This window comes from Bacillota bacterium (genome assembly GCA_012837285.1).
GTDB lineage: Bacteria > Bacillota > DTU030 > DUMP01 > DUMP01 > DUNI01.
Window position 1 is genome coordinate 1 of the sequence record DURJ01000153.1, and the last position, 18,410, is coordinate 18,410.

Sequence of the window (18,410 nt, forward strand, 5' to 3'; positions counted from 1 at the left end):
ACATCAGGTACCTGGGCCAATTCACGGCCTTTGCTAACAATCAGGCCGACTTTTTCGCCGACACCGCTTTTTCTAATTGAACTCGGTTTCGGTTCCTGATCTACTACTACGCCTGCTTCTTCTTCGCTGTATACTTCCCGCAGCACGTAATAGTCTAAACCTTTTTCTGCCAGCAGCAGACGGGCATCTTCCACCTGTAATCCCAACAACGGGGGCACCTCTACTATCGGCACTAAGAAGTAGTAGCGGAACCATAAGAAGGCTCCGGTTAGAACAGACAGCAACAGGATCGTGGCTACCACCCAGGTTGTAGACCGGCGGTTGGGCTTTGGTCGGTTACGCGTCGCTGTGGCTTTTTCCCGCCCAGGTACAGCAGTAAGAACACGGGTCGGCTCCTCCTGAGCCCCTGTCCTGCTGGCAGCTGGAGCCAAAGCCCGATTCAGCTCCCCGGCGGTTTGATAGCGATGGGCCGGATCCTTGGCCATTGCTTTCATGATGGCCTGTTCCAGATCTTCGGGTACATAGGGACAAAGTTCCGCCACCGCTGGCGGCTCAGAATCCAAATGGCTCAGCGCAATAGCAATAGGCGAGTCCCCTGTAAACGGCGGTACCCCAGTCAACAGCTCATACAGCACCACACCCAAGGCATAGATATCGGACCGAGCATCCACGGCACCGCCTTGTGCTTGCTCGGGGGAAAAGTAATGCACCGATCCCAGCACTACCCCGGTTTCGGTGAGACTGGAAGCCGCTGCCGCCCGGGCAATGCCAAAATCCGTCACTTTTACTTGACCTTCAGGGCTGACCAAAAGGTTATGGGGCTTGATATCGCGATGGATAATACCGCGGCAATGAGCGTGAGCCAGCGCTGCCGCCACCTGCTGTCCCATCTCGGCCACAGTCTGTGGTGCCAGCGGTCCGCGCCTGGACAAGTAGTCTTTCAAGTTTTCACCTTGTACATACTCCATAACGATAAAATGGCGGCCCTGGTCCTCGCCCACGTCGTAAATAGAAACAATGTTAGGGTGGGCCAGTCGTGCCGCCGCCCTGGCTTCCCGCTGAAAACGGTCTACAAACTCAGGGTTGTTGGCGTATTGATCACGCAAAATCTTGATCGCTACCCAGCGATCCAGAAAAGTGCAGCGGGCTTTATATACTACGGCCATACCGCCTTCGCCAATCTTCTCCATTAATTCGTACCGATTCGCCAGCATCTGGGACACTTAGCTCACCTCTTTTAAGGCCAATTCTAACAATCTCCGTGCCAAAGGCAACGCTGCCGCCGCACCGCTGCCGGCGTTTTCCACCACCACCGCCACCGCTACTTTCGGCTTGTCCGCCGGAGCAAAACCTACGTACCAGGCGTGGGGAGCGCCGTGGGGGTTTTCGGCGGTGCCAGTCTTGCCGGCTACTTCTACCCCGGATAAAGCAGCTCCGGTGCCGGTGCCCCGCTTGGTCACCTCGGTCATTATGTTGGTTATGGCCGCAGCCACCTCGGGCGAGACAAACTGAGCCAGTTTGTCCGGTTGAGTCCGAGCAATGATCCTTCCACCCAAGTGTCGCTCTTGGACCAGATAGGGACGCCAAATAACCCCTCCCCCAGCAATGCCAGCCGTTACTAATGCCATCTGCATAGGGGTAGCCAAAACCTGGCCTTGACCGATAGCCCGCTGAGCTGTTTCGCCCTCCCCTGCTTTGCCCGGTGGAAATGAACTCACGCCCAGCGGTAACTCGAGCGGTATATTGCGGTTGAACCGGGCTCGCTCCGCCTGTTTAGCCAAGCTACCATTGCCTAATTCAATCCCTAGCTGGGCAAAAGTAACATTGCAGGACACTGACAGCGCTGAGGCTAAGTCCAATTCACCATGGGGCTGAGAACAATGTATTGTATACCCGGGCAATGCCAGTTTGCCGGAACAATGGTAAACCTTGTTGACCAGGTCGGTTCGGCGAGTTAAAGCAGCAGCCAACGTTACTAGTTTTAAGGTTGAGCCCGGCGGGTATAAACCTTGCGTGGCTCGATTCAATAGAGGAGCAGCCGAGTCTTGGCGGACATTCTCCCACTTAGCCGCAAGATGAACCGGATCGAACGAAGGTTGGCTGGCCAGCGCTAACACAGCCCCGGAACGGGGATCCAAAACTACGGCGGCACCCCGGCGGCCGGCTAAATAGCGCATAGCTTCTTGCTGCAATTCAGTGCTGATGGTGAGTACTAGGTCTTCGCCTGCCAGCGCCAACGGAAAATTCAATCCCAGTGCGGCCCAAAATAGCGGCCGACCGCTGAGCTCGGCACTGTAACGAGCTTCCAGTCCGGCCGCACCTATGTTGGCATCAATATACCCGATCACAGGGGCCAGGGTATCTCCCAAAGGGTAGCGACGCAAGCCGCCTTTTTTCTCTGTGACTGCTAGAACTTCGCCATGACGGTCATAAATTCCTCCCCGCCTACTTTGGCTATCCCAGCCAGAAATTCGGTGTTTATTATACGGTGAAGCCATGAGCTTATCACGCTGAAAAACCGTGAGATTGGTTAAAGTTAAGATAACAAGTAAAAACCCGGTGATAAACAACCGCAGTAACTTCTGAATGTTAGTTCGCATTTAGCTCCCCCTCGCTCGACAAGCGTAGTAGGAAACCAAAACCGGTTAGCGAGCTCACCAGCGAACTACCCCCATAGTTAAACAGCGGCAAGGTAACACCGGTCAAAGGGATCAGTCGCAGTGCGCCACCTAAGATAACCAAAGATTGAAGCGCAAATAAACTGGTTACCCCCACCCCGGCCAAGGTTAAGAAATCGTCATCTGTGCTCAGGGCTGCTTTAAACCCTCGCTGCATCAGGAGCATGTAAATAAGAAGCAGGGCAATGGCACCGGCCAACCCGGTTTCCTCACACCAGGCCACAAAAGTAAGGTCCGTAGTAACAGCTGGGATCAGCCCTGGCCACCCTCGTCCCAAACCGGCTCCCAGAAGACCCCCGGCACTGGTCCCAAGCAAAGCCTGTACCAGCTGATAACCTTGTTCACCGGCATATTCCCAGGGAGAAAGCCAAATGTCGAACCGGATCCGCACATGATCAAACAGCCGATAGCTGATGGCGCTACCGACCCCTAAGGCCAGAAATCCCAGCAGTAAGTAATCCCAGCGGGGAGCAGCTACGTATAGTTCGCAGACAAATAGTCCAAACAGTAGCAATCCGGTACCTAAATCTCGTTGCACCACCATGAGTAACAAAGCCAGCGCCAGGGCTACTGTCAAAGGCCCAAAGTAAATGGGATGAGGAAGTCTCAGCCCTCCTAATTGCCAAGAACGGACCAAAAGTAGCTCCTTCCGGGTACATAGATAGCCTGCTAACGCTAACGACAACAAGATCTTGGCCGGCTCTGACGGCTGGAACTTCACGGGCCCAACTGGGAGCCATATCTTGGCTCCGTGCACTTCAGTTCCATACACCAGAGTAACCGCCAGGCATCCCAGCCCCAGCAGCAATAGTACACCCCAATAAGAGCGCCATCCCCTAATATTAGGAACGACTTGTAGTAATAGTAAGATAATCAAGCCGGCAAGAACCCAAACCACCTGCCAGAAGGCACTGGACCGATCCAAGCGGTATAAGATAGCTACTCCCAAAAAAAGCGGCACTGCTATCAGAGGGAGCAGCAGTTGGTCAGCAGCCGATCCCATGGCTGTTAGGCTACGATGAATCAAGTACAGCGCGAGTGTGATCGCAGCCGGGTACAACAAAGCCTGTGGCTCCCACACCGGGGCTGCCAACCAGGACAAGAAGAAGGCCAGCCACCCCAATAAGAACGCCCCCCAAAGCAGTGAGCTTTCCGTCGGTCGACCCTGGATCACGGCTGATCACCTGCTTGCACCAACAGCGCGGTAACGTTGTCATGGCCGCCTTGCTCCAAAGCCTGTCGAACCAACTCCTCCACTGCTTGCAACGGCGGTAAAGACTTCAGTACAGCTTCGATTTCACTATCGGCAAGCTCCCCGGTGAGCCCGTCGGTGCAGAGCAAAAATAAGTCCCCAGGCATAGTCGGTAACCAAACCCGATCAATGGACAGATCGGGGGCAGTGCCTAAGACTCTGGTCAAAAGATGCCGCTTAGGATGATGTCTGGCCTCGGCCGAGGATATGGATCCCATATTAACCAACTCCTGGACCAAAGAATGGTCATCCGTCAACTGACGGAGCTTTCCTCCCCGGAATAAATAAGCCCTGCTATCCCCTACGTGGGCTATTTCTGCTGTCCCATCAAGCAAGCACAGGGCGGTAACTGTTGTGCCCATACCGAACAAACCGCGGTTGTCTTGGGCGCGAAGAAATACTTGGTTGTTTGCACTTTGCACCGCAGCATGAAGTGCCAGGTGAACGGGCACTGTCTTCTTGCTCTGAGCCTGGTTTTCCATTTGCGCCGTAACATACTGCTGAATCACAGTGGCAGCGAGCTGACTTGCTACCTCTCCAGCCTGGTGACCGCCCATTCCGTCAGCTACCAGAGCCAAATACCAGTTTTCTTCTCCCCCCAGCCAGAACGCATCTTCATTGCCTGATCGGACCTTACCTGCATCTGTCCGTGCCCATCCTGCCAGCACTTCAGTCACCTCCCCGCCCTGAAGTCCGGTATGGCCTCTTGGCGTCTTCCTCTCTTTGGTTGGCTATATCACGTTCCATGGCCCGTACCACCGACAGTATAAACCAGTAAAAGAAACTAAGAAACACTATTTGGACTACCAGACGAATTACGTCCACATCTTCACCCCCGGTACTCCAGGGTCGTGGAACCCAATGTTATCTTGTCTCCCTCTTCGAGCCGCCTTTGTCCCAGCACGGGGCATCCATTTACCCAGGTACCGTTGAGGCTGCCCAGATCCTCAATATATTCTTCGTTGTCAGTCCACGAGATTCTAAGATGTACCCTAGACACACCCTCATCGTGAAGCACTATATGATTAGTCTCACTTCGTCCTATTAATACCTCGGTTCCCCAAAGGGTAAAGATACTCCCTCGATCAGGTCCAGTGAGCACCACCAGCTGGCGTGACGGCAACGACGACTGTTTCTTCCGCTTCGATAAGCGAAATATAACCGTAGTGTCATTATCTGCCTCTGCCGGTGCTTCCGACACGTGCTGGGTCTTAACCCGCATTGTGTTTACCGTCCCGACAACAATCTTCACTCCAGCGGCACCGGTAAGATGATAGCCCCGCTTAAGGGCCTCTGTCGCCAATCTGCCCGCTAACTCCACTTCCAAATCGGCAATTAGCGGCCGTAGCAGATCATAATCCGAGGCCGGTATCATTACTTGATATAAGTTGGGACGCAAAGCCATGCCCTTACCGCTTTCTTCCAGGGCAGCCACCAGGTGCAGCCAGATGGTCTGGGGCAAGGTTTTCTGTTGCTGCCGGTACCTGGCATGGCGAAATCTGTTGACTAGTTTTTCCCATAAACCTGTCATGCTCTCGACGTCCTTTTTCTGAGCACCCTCCGCCTGAGCTGACCACAGGCAGCCGCAATATCGCGGCCGAGCTCGCGCCGCACAGTAACAGAAACGCCTCTTTCCTGCAGCACTTGATAAAAGGCTTCTACTCGACTAGGTTCAGGTCGCCTAAACCCGCGCTCCGGAACCGGATTAAAGGCAATAAGGTTCACGTGACACGGCAATCCACCGATCAAATTTGCCAATTGGTGGGCATGGTTAAGCGAATCATTTACCTGAACCAGCAAAGCGTACTCGAAGGTAAGGCGACGACCGGTAATCTGGGTATACTCACGGCAAGCAGCCATAAGTTCTTCCAGCGGGTACACTTTGTTAATGGGCATCAGCTCGGTTCTAAGCTCGTCTGTAGGAGCGTGTAACGACACGGCTAGAGTGAGCGGCAGCTCCTCCTGGGCCAAACGGCGAATACCCGGTACCAAACCACAGGTGGAAAGCGTGATCCGACGATAACTTAGATTAAAGCCATGGGGTTCGGTAACCTGAGCCAAGAATTTCAGCACGTTCTTATAGTTGTCTAAGGGTTCACCGGTGCCCATGAGCACTAAGCTCCGAACGTCACCCCCCAGCTGTCTCGCTTCCCGGGCCAAATGCACTAGTTCCCCAGTCATTTCACCTACGGTGAGATTGCGAGCCAGCCCTCCCAAGGTAGACGCACAGAAAGCACAACCCATCCGGCAACCGGCCTGGGACGAAAGACAGGCACTGAACCAGCGGCGATACCGAAGCAAAACCCCTTCCACTGCTTGGCCGTCAACCAGCGAGAATAGCAGTTTCACCGTATCAGTGTCGGAGGAGCAATAGCGTTCACGCACACGGATACTATCCAAGGTAGTCTCTTCGGTTAGCTGCCAGCGCAACTGAGCCGGCAGATTCGTCATTTCCTCAAAAGACAGGACCACGTGTCTGTACAACCAGTTGTAAATCTGGTCCGCCCGATAGGGCGGTTCTCCGAAGGAACGTATCAGCTCATGGAGCTCACCAAAGCTAAGATTCCTCAGCTCTAACTTAGTCATGGTTTTTCCCCTCTTGGCACCGTTTGAGACCGGCCAGGAAAAACCCGTCCAGTTCATGTTTATGTGGGTATAGCTGCAGAAAGCCCTGCCTTAGTGTCGGTTCCTGGATGAATTCCCCCAGTGTAGGTCTTAAGTCAGTCAAAACGAACTCCGGTCGTGACGCTAAAAACGCGGTCACAACCTCCATGTTTTCTTCCGGCTCCAGGCTACACGTACTGTACAAGAGAGTCCCGTCAACAGCCAAGGCTTCACTGGCACCGACGAGTATCTTAAGCTGCATCTTGGGCAAACTCGTAAGCTCCTCCGGCGTCTTACGCCACCTCAGATCCGGTCTCCGCCTGAGTACTCCTGTTCCTGAGCATGGTGCATCCACCAACACTTTGGTAAACGCCCCCCTAAGATCCGGTGGCAATCGGCGAGCGTCAGCTTCTCTGGTGTTGATGCAGTCAAGATGCAGCCGCGCGGCATTCTCTCGGACTAGAGTGAGTTTATGGGGGTGAATATCCAGGGCCAGAATCTGACCTCGATCGTTCATAAACTCTGCCAGATGGGTCGTCTTGCCGCCTGGGCCGGCACAAGCATCCAGTAATCGTTCCCCGGCCTTGGGCGCCAGGGCATGCGTGGCTAACATGGAACTTTCGTCCTGCACCGTAAACAACCCGGCCTGAAAACCAGGCAGCCCTTCTACCATGCCAGATCCTTCTACATACAGCGCCTCCGGCACCTTATGGCGCGGAGACACAACCAAACCATGCCTCTTAAGCAGCACAATCAGTTCCGATCTGGTTGTCCGCGTCAAATTGGCGCGCAAGCAAAGCGGAGGCACTAGGTTATCGGCCCGACAGAGCTCTAAAGTATCTTCTAACCCTAGGCGTTCTAACCATCTTTGGACCAGCCATTCAGGATGAGAGTATTTTAGCGCTATATGGCGCACCGGCTCCTCATCTATATCGGGGAACTCTAACCGGCTCCGTTCCCTGGCCAGACGCCTGAGCACAGCATTAACGAAGCGGGCACTACCCTCATGACTGACTCTTTTCGCCTGCTGCACAGCTTCAAAACAGGCCGCGGCAGGAGGTATCCGCGTAAACAAAAGCTGGTAAGCCCCCAGCCGCATTAGTGCCCGCACCGGCGGATCCAGTTTAGCCAAGGGCATGTTGCTCCGTTCCTGCAACGCCCAATCCAAAGTGCCAAGTGTTCGGACTGTCCCATACACCAACTCGGTGGTGAGAGCCCGGTCGCGAGAGCTTAAACTGCTCTTGGCTAAAGCCGGCGCTAACAGTAAATTAGCATACGATCTTGTCTGTTCTACCCTAAGCAGCACTTCTAGGGCTACGTCGCGAGCAGTTTTGTCTTCAGCCATTCTCCACCACCTTTTTGTTCTGTCTTTTGGCTAGTAAAGGCGTCGTGTCCTCACGAAAAACTGCTGCGGTACCGCCACCCAGCCGCCAAAGAACGACGCCGGCCGTTCCCACTTGTACTCAATACCACTAATCTCCCGATCACGCACGTCCCAGGACGTAGTAACATGTTTCTGTAACATTGTACCCAACAACGGGCCGATTAAATTGGCCACTGCCAAAGCCACCATCACGTTAAGGAAGGTAAAATGACGCGTGGCCCATAACAAACCGAGGAAAGCCGCCGACGAGATGAAATTAGCTGCCGCAATAGTAGTACCGCAACGTCGGTGAACCACCAACTCTCTTTCCCCCGCCAACAAACGGCCATGTCCGGCTCGGGCTGCCGCCTCCAGAATACCAGGATCCACAGCTCCGAATATATAAAATCCGTCCTCAGCCGCATATCCAGACAGTTGCCGGGAGCCAAACTGTTCTTCAATAACATTGATGGTTGCATGTTCAAGAGCATGATTCTTTCTAAGATTAGGGTTAAAGGCTACACGTACCAGCTGCCCTGGAACCGTAAGCAAATTCCACATGGAACGGATAGTAAAACCAAACGGTATCATTAGCAGATTAAACAAGAAAAACAACACCAGCGGGAAAAGCAGCCAAGGGAAAAACGCAGTTAGCAAGATGAGAAACAATAACAGTAGCACTAATTCACCCCCAAGGTTTCGGCTTCCGGTTCGATAAAATACAATATGGCCTGTCTTAGCCGCTCCAGATCCACCTTGGTATCCACACAAGGACCATTGGGTCGTTCGTTCAACACCCCGAATGCCGGCAGCGGATACACATCCTGTAACCCACTGGATAGATCCCGCTCACATGCTACGGCCACAATGGCGTCAGGTCTTAATTCCTGCACCTTCTTGCGCGCCAGGGTTCCGCCGGTGACCACAGCCAACCCCACGCCTAGATTTCGAGCTAACAACAATAGGTCTTTGATCTGGCAGCGGCCGCAAAGATGACAGTTGCTTACATCGGCAGTAATCTTATACTCGCAGCCTGAATACTGCAGACAATGAGGAGCCAGTACCAGCAGTTGCCGGGGTGCCACCTTAATTTTTCGCGCCCGCACTAAATTGTTGTTAATCTCAATAAACGAACGCTCCAACTTCTCTTTGGTAACGTGAAAGAAACGTCCCACCTGCATAGACAACGGTAACAGCCGGGTGATAAGGATGCTAACCGGACGATCAAGAACCGGGATTGGACGGTGCCAGAGAATTATGAGGACAACTCCCACCACACCGACCAAAACCGTGACTACAAAGAGGAAAAAAGTCAGCCCGAGGCCGAAAAAGACATAGCGCGAGAGTTTATCTAATCCATAAAAAGAAACGTACCATAATCTGCCGGCCAACAGGCCCAACAGAATGGCAAAACCCAAAGCCAGACTTAAGATCAATCTCTTTTTGGCCACAGGCCTTCCCCTCCCTTAGCCCCAAACATCCCCTGGCTGTACACGGTACCCACAAGCATAGGCCGGCGCCGTCATGGAACGTTTGCCGGCAGGTTGTACTTCTTGGATAACTACTGCCCCTTCCCCACAAGCCACCAAGATACCGCTATCACCTTGTACTTTCAATACTTGTCCCGGTTTTCCTGCTAAAGAAGCCAGTCCAGATACCTGGCCCCGCCAAACCTTCAGCCGGTTCCCAGCCACAAACGTGGCTGACCCCGGTTTCGGGTTCAGTGCCCGCACCTGATTGGCTACCATGGGGGCCGGCAGTTCCCAATTCAAAATCTCGTCTTCTTTCTTGAGCGGCGGGGCCCAACTGGCTAAGGAATCGTCTTGTGGGTGGCGGGGAGCAGTTCCCTCCGCAATCGCCCTTACAGTACGCCGAACCAGATCAGCGCCCTTTTGTGCCAGCCGTACTGCTAACGTGCCAGCCGTGTCATCAGGCGCGATCTTTTCCTCTGCCTGCATAATTATGTCACCTGTGTCCAGTCCCTCACTCATGTACATGGTGGTAACCCCGGTCATGACATCACCGTTCATAATGGCGCGCTGTATGGGAGCTGCGCCGCGCAGACTTGGCAACAACGAAGCGTGCAAATTAATACAACCCAGCGGAGGCATGCCTAGCAGCGCGGAAGGCAAGATCTGACCAAAAGCCACCACTACAATAAGATCTGGCTCCAATGCCCGAATGTCGGCCAGAAACTCATCGCTGTTCACCTGTTGTGGTTGCAAGACCGGAATGCCGGCGGCTACTGCCGCCTCTTTCACCGCCGAAGGCCGCAGCTGATGGCCCCGCCCTCTGGGCCTATCCGGTTGCGTAACCACCCCGACCACAGACGGGATCAACTCCTTGAGCGTAGACACGGCAAACTGAGGCGTGCCCATGAAAACAATACGCACCTCGATCACCCTCTATCTTCTTCACTTTCACTGGGTCGAATGTTTTGAGCCCGGTCGATGAACAAGATGCCGTCCAAATGATCCAGTTCGTGTTGCAGTGCCCGAGCCAGCAGGTTCTCTCCGCTAATCTCCTGGTTTCGACCTTTAAGATCCAGGGCCCGGACTGTGACCTTGCTACTTCGAGGAACATCCCCCACCAAGCCCGGAAGACTGAGACAACCTTCAACACCGAGCTCCTCACCTTCTGCCGCTATGATCTCCGGATTAATAAGAGTCAATAGCCCCTCACCTACATCAATAACCACTGCTCGCAATAATACACCCACTTGGGGTGCAGCTAAGCCAACGCCATCAGCATCATACATGGAAACAGCCATATCATGTAACAACCGGCGCAGACGGTCATTGATCTTGGTCACAGATTGTGCTGGCTGCCGCAGCACCGGATCTCCATAAAGTCGAATATTAAGTTCACCTTCACCCATTGATGCCTCTCCTTTGCTCAGTCAGCTACAGATAAGACAGCGGATCCACATCCACTGTAAGCCGCGCTCCGGCCCGCTGACAGGCTGCAGTCAGCGTTGGCAAAGCTGCCGCCAGTTGATTCTTAAGTCGCCTTAGGTCCGAACCTTTGAGAATCAGTTGCCAGCGAAATCTATTCCCTACTTTCAGGAACGGGCACGGGGCCGGCCCTTCTATCCTTACATCTTCCCCTTTGGGCAGCATACTAAGTAGTTGCTGCAATAGCTCTATAGCTGTCTTTTCTTTCGGTGCCAAAGCACGAACTAAAACCACTTTCACGAACGGAGGATACAGATGGCGTTTTCGCCGCTCCAGCTCCACCCGATAAAAACCAGCATAATCATGTCGCTGAGCCGCTGTAATGCTAACATGATTGGGAGTGTACGTCTGCAGTATCGCTCGGCCCGGCAGTTCACCCCGTCCTGTACGCCCGGCGACTTGTTCCAGTAGTTGGAAGGTACGTTCAGCCGCATAAGGATCGGGCAGATTAAGAGTCAGGTCCGCACTCACAATGCCCACCAACGTTACACGAGCAATGTCCAGGCCTTTGGTTACCATCTGCGTCCCAACCAAGATGTCAGCTCTTCCCTGGGAAAATGAATGGATGATTTCGTCAGTAGCCCCGGTTCGAGCGCTGGTGTCAGCATCAAGCCTCAGAATCCGCGCCCTGGGCCAGAGGCGCCGGGCCTCACTGACAACACGCTGCGTTCCGCAGCCAAAATCGCGCACATAGTTACTACCACAGCTAGGGCACAAGTGGTATTGGGGTTCGGAATAACCACAATGGTGGCAGATTAGACGCCGCCCCACTTTATGGAAAGTAAGAGCTAGATCACAATGCGGACATTCGGCCACTAAACCGCAGTGCCGGCAAAGCACAAAGGTGCTGTGTCCGCGACGGTTCAGAAACAATATTGCCTGCTGCTTACAAGCCAGAACTCTTTCCATTTCCGTCTGAAGCAGTCGACTGAAAATACTTCTGTTGCCGGCCAACAGCTCGCGCCGCATGTCCACGATCTCAACTTGGGGCAATGGGCGCTTAGCGATTCTCTCCGGTAAGGTGAGCAAGCGATAGCCACCGTTTTGGGCCTGATAGTAGGTGTCCACCGCCGGGGTAGCACTGCCTAAAATAGTTACCGCTCCTTGGTTACGAGCTCGCCAAAGTGCTACCTCCCGAGCGTGGTAGCGGGGACTCTCTTCTTGCTTGTATGCTGTCTCATGCTCCTCATCTAGAATTATAGCACCAATCTTCGCCAGTGGGGCATACACAGCCGAGCGGGCACCCACTACTATCTGGGCTTTCCCTTGTCGGATGCGCTGCCACTGGTCGTATCGTTCCCGATCCCTCAGTCCGCTGTGTAAAATAGCGACTCTGTGTCCAAAGCGGTGGACAAAACGCTCCCGCATCTGCGGGGTAAGAGCAATTTCCGGTACCAGCACTATCCCTCCGCGTCCTTGTTTCAAAGCCGCCGCCAGAACTCGGAGATATATCTCTGTCTTGCCGCTGCCGGTCACACCATGGAGAAGAAAGTTTTCCTGCCGATACGTCTCTAGAGCCTCCATAATCGGCTCCAATGATCTGGATTGAGCCTCTGTAAGTACCGGCAGTTGTTCGGCTGTTGTGGCAGCAGTCTCTAAGCAGCTTAGCTGGGAAACAGGGTCCACCTCGATCCAGGTGGTAACCACACCCCGGGAAACCAGAGCCTTCAGGCTGCTGCCAGCGGCCGGAGCTCGTTGCAAGAGTTCTCGGCGCACCGCCGGTCGCTCTTTCAAAAGTGCGGTTACTATCCGTGCTTGTGCCGGTGCCCGGCGGCCTAGAGCATGGACTAGGGTGCGTGCCTCCTGCTCGGGTAACAACAGATCAACATACTCCACCCGTCGTTCTAAAGATAATCCGCTACTTGTTCCCGGTGGAAGCACCAGATACAAAGCCTCAACCTGATGGCATAGATAGCGATCAGCCACAAAGCGTGCTAGCTGCCAAGCTTCTTCATTGAACAAGTCCTGAGCTAACACCGCTGAAATAGGCCGCACCTTTTCCACCGGTTCCGGTGTCTCCGGTACCACATACCCGGCAAGAACCCGAGGGCCAAAAGGAATCCGTACCTTGGTTCCACATCCGACTTGGCCCAGGAGCGAGTCCGGAACAATGTAAGTAAAAGTCTTGTTTGTCGCTGACGTAACCAGGTCGACCAGCACTGCCGCTAGCTTAGCCATAGGGACAACAACTCCTCCTTAGGAGGTTACTTCTCGAAAGAAGCTAACAGCTCCTCCTGCACGCTTTTGGCCCGTTTCCAAATGGCTACTGCAATGTCTTCCTTGGCAGCCAACGGTAGGTGCTCCTTCTTGCCATCCGGCCAGAGAATAATCACTTCGTTAGTAGCAGCTGCAAAACCGGCATCGCTCCGGGTAATGTCATTGGCTACAATAAAATCAAGCCGTTTACGCCTTAGCTTTTCCTGCGCACGGGCGACTAGATCAGAGCTTTCGGCGGCAAAGCCAATGGTTATCTGTCCCGGTTGTTTCAGATCAGCGATGGAGCTCAAGATATCTACTGTTTGTTCCATCTCTAAGGTTAGTTTTTCGCTCGTCTTCTTCTTGATTTTGTCAGCGCTGTATTGTTTCGGCCGAAAATCTGCCACTGCCGCGGCCATGATCAAAGCGGTAGCCTCAGGAAAGTACTTCCTCGTTGCCTGGTACATATCTTCTGCCGTTACTACGTCAATCCGCTTCACCCCAAACGGTACCGGCAACGAAGTAGGTCCGCTGACCAGAGTCACTTGGGCCCCGCCCTGCTCGGCCACGGCAGCCAAAGCATAACCCATGCGTCCGGTAGATCGATTAGAGAGATAGCGCACCGGATCCAACGGTTCTCGAGTCGGGCCGGCTGTAATCAGTACCCGCCAGCCGTTAAGATCGAGCTCTGAAGCCAGCAGTCTCTTCGCCTTTTGGACAATGCGCTCCGGAGCAGCTAAGCGTCCTGGGCCCTCAGCGCCGCAGGCTAAAAAGCCTGTCTCCGGTTCTATCACATGAAAGCCCCGCCGCTTGAGTAAATCTAGGTTCTGCTGAACAACAGGGTTAAGGTACATATTGCTGTTCATGGCCGGTGCTACCAGCACCGGGGCCTGGCTGGCCAACACGGTGGCTGTGAGCATGTCATCAGCCAGGCCTAAAGCTAATTTGGCCAGCGCGTTAGCAGTAGCCGGAGCAACAACAATAAGATCTGCCGCCTGAGCATAGGCCACATGAGCCACGTCCCACTTCTCAGGAGCAGCAAACATATCCACCACTACCGGCTGCCGACTCAAAGTCTGAAAAGTGAGCGGTGCTACAAAGCGGGTGGCTGCTTCGGTCATGATAACCTTGACTGTAAACCCCAAGCGCACCAAGCTACTTGTCACCTGGGCCGCCTTATAGGCTGCTATTCCCCCGGTAACCCCTAGAACCACAGTCTTATTGCTCATGGTAGCCACCTCTACTTACTCTCGCTTTCTGGCGTTCCAGGGACTATAACCCCGCTGGCAATTTCTTGCAAAGCCACACCTACCGGTTTGCCCTGAGCATTGTCCAGGCGTGGAGCCGCCCCACCCATTAGCTGACGGGCTCGTTTGGATGTGGCTGCTACCAACAAATACTTGTTGGGAATACGCTGGCGCAACGTGGCTAGATCAGGTCCCTCCATGCTTATCCCCCCAACATTGCCTTAAGTTCTTGTAGATCATAGCGCCTAATACGGCTACGCTCAGCCAGTAAAATCGCCTCAATCTTGAGCACTGCCTGGGTTACTTCATCATTGACCACCAGATAATCGTAATTTCGTATTTGAGCTATTTCCTGTCTGGCCGCCTGAAAGCGGCGCTCTCTTTCAGCCGCGTTTTCAGTGCCTCGTCCGTCAATCCGCCGCTTTAACTCAGCCATACTGGGCGGCAGGAGAAAAAGCAAAATCCCAGCGGGATAACTGGCTTTCACCTGCAATGCCCCCTGGGTATCTATCTCCAGCAGCACATCCCTTCCCCTTGCCAATCGGTCCTCCACCCACCCCCGCGGCGTTCCGTATAAATTGCCAAAAACTTCAGCCCACTCCAAAAATCCGTCTTCTTTGACCTGGTTCTGAAATTGTTTTTGGGTAAGGAAAAAGTAGTTGACCCCATCTTGTTCTCCCGGTCGGGGTCTCCTGGTGGTAGCAGAGATGGAGTAAATAAGCTCGCGGTTGCGCTGCCGTAATAAGTCACAGACCGTCCCTTTGCCACAGCCGGACGGTCCTGACACTACCAAAAGCAAGCCTTGGGGCATAGGTCTCACTCCTAATCATGGTCACTGCTGTCCTCAGTCACAGGAGCCCGATCACCGAGGCGGTTGGCTACCGTTTCCGGTTGTACAGCCGAGAGAATCACATGGTCGCTGTCCATAACAATCACAGCCCTGGTACGGCGTCCGTAAGTAGCATCGATAAGCATGCCCCGATCCCGAGCTTCCTGCACAATGCGCTTAATCGGTGCCGAGTCCGGGCTTACAATAGCTACTATTCGGTTGGCCGAAACAATGTTACCAAAACCGATGTTGATAAGTCTGATCGCCATTTGGAAATCCTCCTTCGGAGCAAGACCATCAAAGCCTCACTCCACATTTTGGGCTTGTTCGCGCATCTTTTCCAGTTCAGCCTTGCACTGCACTACTAGGGCGCTGATGTCCACATCTTGAGACTTAGCACCGATAGTGTTCACCTCTCGGTTAGCTTCCTGCAGTAAGAATTCCAGTCTTCTTCCTACCGACTCCTCCAGCTCCAATGCAGCCTCCAGTTGCCCTAGATGGCTAAGTAGCCGCACTATTTCTTCGTTGATGTCAGCGCGTTCGGCCATAAGAAGTACCTCTTGGGCCAGCCGAACCTCATCCACCATGCCTTCTGTGCCTATTGTAGCCAATCTTTCCCGAAGCTTATTCTGGTAATGATCCGGTACTGCAGCCGCCTTGGATTGAATAGCGCAGCTAAGTTGCCTAATTACCGTTACCCGACCCAGCAGGTCTTCTTTCAGCGCCACTCCTTCCCGCCGGCGCATAGCCAATACATCCGCCAGTGCCGTGTCCAAAGCTTCTCTGCAAGCCGGCCACAACGCCTCTAAGTCCACTTCGCGGTCTTCTAAGGAAATGACTTCCGGCAGACCTAAGAGAACAGCCGGCGTAACGTCTAAGTCCAAGGAAAACTCCTGACCCAACCACCGGGCTGCCTTCAGATAGGCCTGAGCCAGTTCGCTGTCCACTCGCACTTCCTTTGGCCAGCTCTCCCCGCGCACGTTTACCCAAACTTCGACGCGCCCACGAGCTAACTCTGTGGATAGTCGACGCCGTATGCGTTCCTCCCATTGGCCCAGTTCGCGGGGCAAATGTAAGACATATTCGCCAAAACGATGGTTCAAGGTGCGTATCTCCACTGTGAAGGTCCTAGCCCCAGCTTGGGCCAAGCCATGGCCAAAACCAGTCATGCTCTGCACGTTATCGCTTCCCTGCAAAGAAAATACCCTGTTGCCGCATCCGATCTACAGCTTCTCTCAGGCGCTGCTCACTGCAAGTGAGGGCAATGCGGAAAAAGCCTTCACCATACTGGCCATAGCCATTACCGGGAGCTACATTAACACCTGCTTTTTCCAATAACAAAGCGGCAAAGCTTTTAGAAGTATACCCTTCCGGTACTGGGGCCCAAACATAAAAGGTACCCTTAGTGGGCTGCAGTTTCCAGCCTAAGCTGTTGAGGCCGTCAATTATGGCATCACGGCGGCCGGTGTAGATGCGATTCATACTGTCAATAGAATCTTGCGGACCGGTTAACGCTCTGATGCCGGCATATTGAACGGCGTTAAATACACCGGAATCAACGTTAGTCTTGATTATCGACAAAGCTGCCAACACATCTTTGTTGCCCACGGCAAAGCCTATTCGCCACCCAGTCATGTTGTACGGCTTGGACAGGGAGTTGAACTCAATCCCCACTTCCTTGGCTCCCGGTGTAGCCAAAAAGCTCGGGGCCCGATAACCGTCAAAAGTGGTTTCGCAATAGGCAAAATCATGGCACACTGCTATACCGTGTTGGCGAGCAAAGTCCACTGTTTGAGCAAAAAACTGCGGTGTTGCTACTGCTGCCGTAGGGTTGTTAGGATAATTGATAAAAAGCAACTTGGCTCGTTGCGCTGTCTCCGAATCAACCAAGCTGTAATCAGGTAAGAAATCGTTTTCCGCCTGGAGCGGTAGAGTATAAGGTACCCCACCAGCTAATAAAGTACCGGTTCGATAAACTGGATAGGCCGGGTCAGGCACCAAAGTTACGTCGCCCGGATCAACAAAGGCCCAACAAATATGGGCAATTCCCTCCTTGGAACCGATTAACGCCATCACTTCGGTTTCCGGATCGAGCTCAACCTCATAACGCTCCCGATACCAGTCGGCCACAGCCTGCTTAAATTCCGGCAAGCCCTCATAAGGCGGATAGCGATGAGTGGCCGGATCGGCTGCTGCCTCCTTAAGCGCCTGGATCACATGCCCGGGAGTAGGCTGATCGGGGTCACCGATTCCCAGGTCGATCACATCGACTCCACGCGCTCTGGCTTGCGCCTTTAGTTTATCGATTTCGGCAAATAGATACGGTGGAACAGCAGCAATACGTTTTGCTCGCTTAATCATATGTATCCTCCCTTTTAGCCTGGTGTAAATTGACGGCACCGCTTGGCGGTACCAAGTTCACATCAAACGAAACCATCAGCTTGCTCAGGCCACTGTAGCTCTCCATCAAAAACATGGGTAGCCGGGCCGGTCATGTAAACGCGATCATCTTGACCCCATTCAATTAACAACTCTCCCCCGGGAAGTTCCACCCAGGCTTTCCGATCCACCTGGCCGGTCAAGGTAAGAGCTACCACTACAGCACAGGCACCGGTACCGCAGGCTAGGGTGGGACCGGCTCCCCGTTCCCAAACTTTCACCCGTAAGCGGTCCGGTTCCAGCTGCTGGACAAATTCCACGTTGGTCTTGCGCGGAAAAGCTGGGTGCTGCTCAATTTTAGGCCCCAGCTCCTGCCAGGTGATGTTGTCTATTTTGTTTACGGTTATCACTGCATGAGGATTGCCCATGGACACAGCTGCAAACCTCAGGCGTGTTTCATCTACCGCCAGCTCGGCGTTTATCACCGGACCGACACCATACCCAGTAACCGGAACTTCAGCAGCCTTAAGGCGCGGACGCCCCATGTCAACACACACTTCCGATACCTGTCCATGGTCCAGAAGTAACCGGGGGCGAATAACGCCAGCCAAGGTCTCCACCTCAAATTCCGTCTCCTTCGTAAGATTGCGTTCGTAGGCGTACTTGGCAAAACAGCGAATCCCGTTCCCGCACATTTCAGCCTCGCTGCCGTCCGAATTCAGGATCCGCATTCTAAATGGAGCCTTAACACCGGGGAGAACTAGAATTAACCCATCGGCACCCACACCGAAATGTCGGTGGCAGATCCACCGGGCCAGCTTTCTTAACTTCTCCTCATCAGCAACAGGCAATCCCTCTGTAAGCACAAAATCGTTCCCCAGGCCGTGGAATTTGGCAAAATGCACGCT

At 53.7% G+C, this 18,410-nt stretch carries 20 protein-coding genes; all 20 read right to left on the bottom strand.

The features are described 5' to 3' along the window. Positions 1 to 1,223, bottom strand: a 1,223-nt coding sequence (gene pknB, locus GX016_08980; protein ID HHT71682.1) for a Stk1 family PASTA domain-containing Ser/Thr kinase, incomplete at its 3' end; no start/stop codon positions are given. After that, entirely contained in the window at positions 1,224 to 2,600 is a 1,377-nt protein-coding gene (locus tag GX016_08985; GenBank protein HHT71683.1) for a hypothetical protein, read from the bottom strand. Beyond that, the gene (locus GX016_08990) at positions 2,590 to 3,801 is read right to left on the bottom strand and encodes an FtsW/RodA/SpoVE family cell cycle protein (protein HHT71684.1); all 1,212 of its coding nucleotides are present in this window, start codon (positions 3,799 to 3,801) and stop codon (positions 2,590 to 2,592) included. Before GX016_08990 ends, GX016_08985 begins: the two co-directional genes overlap by 11 nt. A gap of 47 nt (positions 3,802 to 3,848) precedes the next feature. Further along, positions 3,849 to 4,598 carry a Stp1/IreP family PP2C-type Ser/Thr phosphatase gene (locus GX016_08995; GenBank protein ID HHT71685.1) on the bottom strand — a complete coding sequence of 250 codons (750 nt, stop codon included), beginning with the start codon at positions 4,596 to 4,598 and terminating at the stop codon, positions 3,849 to 3,851. Position 4,599: 1 nt separating this feature from the next. Then, complete coding sequence (locus tag GX016_09000; GenBank protein HHT71686.1) at positions 4,600 to 4,755, bottom strand: hypothetical protein; 156 nt, start codon at positions 4,753 to 4,755, stop codon at positions 4,600 to 4,602. Positions 4,756 to 4,759: 4 nt separating this feature from the next. Then, positions 4,760 to 5,461, bottom strand: coding sequence for a DUF3662 domain-containing protein (locus GX016_09005; GenBank protein ID HHT71687.1), 702 nt, complete (start codon positions 5,459 to 5,461; stop codon positions 4,760 to 4,762). Beyond that, positions 5,458 to 6,516, bottom strand: a complete 1,059-nt coding sequence (gene rlmN / locus GX016_09010; protein ID HHT71688.1) for a 23S rRNA (adenine(2503)-C(2))-methyltransferase RlmN — start codon at positions 6,514 to 6,516, stop codon at positions 5,458 to 5,460. The genes GX016_09005 and rlmN overlap by 4 nt, the downstream gene beginning before the upstream one ends. After that, positions 6,509 to 7,879 (bottom strand): 16S rRNA (cytosine(967)-C(5))-methyltransferase RsmB, encoded by a 1,371-nt coding sequence (rsmB, locus tag GX016_09015; protein ID HHT71689.1) that lies wholly within the window; start codon positions 7,877 to 7,879, stop codon positions 6,509 to 6,511. Before rsmB ends, rlmN begins: the two co-directional genes overlap by 8 nt. 30 nt (positions 7,880 to 7,909) lie before the next feature. After that, complete coding sequence (locus GX016_09020) at positions 7,910 to 8,578, bottom strand: hypothetical protein (GenBank protein HHT71690.1); 669 nt, start codon at positions 8,576 to 8,578, stop codon at positions 7,910 to 7,912. Further along, on the bottom strand, positions 8,578 to 9,348 hold the full coding sequence (locus tag GX016_09025; GenBank protein ID HHT71691.1) for a DUF116 domain-containing protein: 771 nt from the start codon (positions 9,346 to 9,348) through the stop codon (positions 8,578 to 8,580). Before GX016_09025 ends, GX016_09020 begins: the two co-directional genes overlap by 1 nt. A gap of 15 nt (positions 9,349 to 9,363) precedes the next feature. Beyond that, positions 9,364 to 10,290, bottom strand: a complete 927-nt coding sequence (locus GX016_09030) for a methionyl-tRNA formyltransferase (GenBank protein ID HHT71692.1) — start codon at positions 10,288 to 10,290, stop codon at positions 9,364 to 9,366. 5 nt (positions 10,291 to 10,295) lie between these two features. Further along, on the bottom strand, positions 10,296 to 10,775 hold the full coding sequence (def, locus tag GX016_09035; GenBank protein HHT71693.1) for a peptide deformylase: 480 nt from the start codon (positions 10,773 to 10,775) through the stop codon (positions 10,296 to 10,298). Between the two features lie 25 nt (positions 10,776 to 10,800). Further along, positions 10,801 to 13,029, bottom strand: coding sequence for a primosomal protein N' (priA, locus tag GX016_09040; GenBank protein ID HHT71694.1), 2,229 nt, complete (start codon positions 13,027 to 13,029; stop codon positions 10,801 to 10,803). A 26-nt stretch (positions 13,030 to 13,055) separates the two neighbouring features. Further along, on the bottom strand, positions 13,056 to 14,276 hold the full coding sequence (coaBC, locus tag GX016_09045) for a bifunctional phosphopantothenoylcysteine decarboxylase/phosphopantothenate--cysteine ligase CoaBC (GenBank protein HHT71695.1): 1,221 nt from the start codon (positions 14,274 to 14,276) through the stop codon (positions 13,056 to 13,058). 11 nt (positions 14,277 to 14,287) lie between these two features. Next, positions 14,288 to 14,494 carry a DNA-directed RNA polymerase subunit omega gene (gene rpoZ / locus GX016_09050; protein HHT71696.1) on the bottom strand — a complete coding sequence of 69 codons (207 nt, stop codon included), beginning with the start codon at positions 14,492 to 14,494 and terminating at the stop codon, positions 14,288 to 14,290. A 2-nt stretch (positions 14,495 to 14,496) separates the two neighbouring features. Next, positions 14,497 to 15,105, bottom strand: a complete 609-nt coding sequence (gene gmk, locus GX016_09055) for a guanylate kinase (GenBank protein HHT71697.1) — start codon at positions 15,103 to 15,105, stop codon at positions 14,497 to 14,499. Positions 15,106 to 15,116: 11 nt separating this feature from the next. Next, positions 15,117 to 15,392: a DUF370 domain-containing protein gene (locus GX016_09060; GenBank protein HHT71698.1), complete on the bottom strand. Its 276-nt coding sequence runs from the start codon at positions 15,390 to 15,392 to the stop codon at positions 15,117 to 15,119. 36 nt (positions 15,393 to 15,428) lie between these two features. Continuing rightward, entirely contained in the window at positions 15,429 to 16,292 is an 864-nt protein-coding gene (locus GX016_09065) for a YicC family protein (GenBank protein ID HHT71699.1), read from the bottom strand. 10 nt (positions 16,293 to 16,302) lie between these two features. Next, positions 16,303 to 17,484: an LL-diaminopimelate aminotransferase gene (locus GX016_09070; protein ID HHT71700.1), complete on the bottom strand. Its 1,182-nt coding sequence runs from the start codon at positions 17,482 to 17,484 to the stop codon at positions 16,303 to 16,305. A 62-nt stretch (positions 17,485 to 17,546) separates the two neighbouring features. Continuing rightward, positions 17,547 to 18,407: a diaminopimelate epimerase gene (locus tag GX016_09075; protein HHT71701.1), complete on the bottom strand. Its 861-nt coding sequence runs from the start codon at positions 18,405 to 18,407 to the stop codon at positions 17,547 to 17,549. Between the last annotated feature and the right edge of the window lie 3 nt (positions 18,408 to 18,410).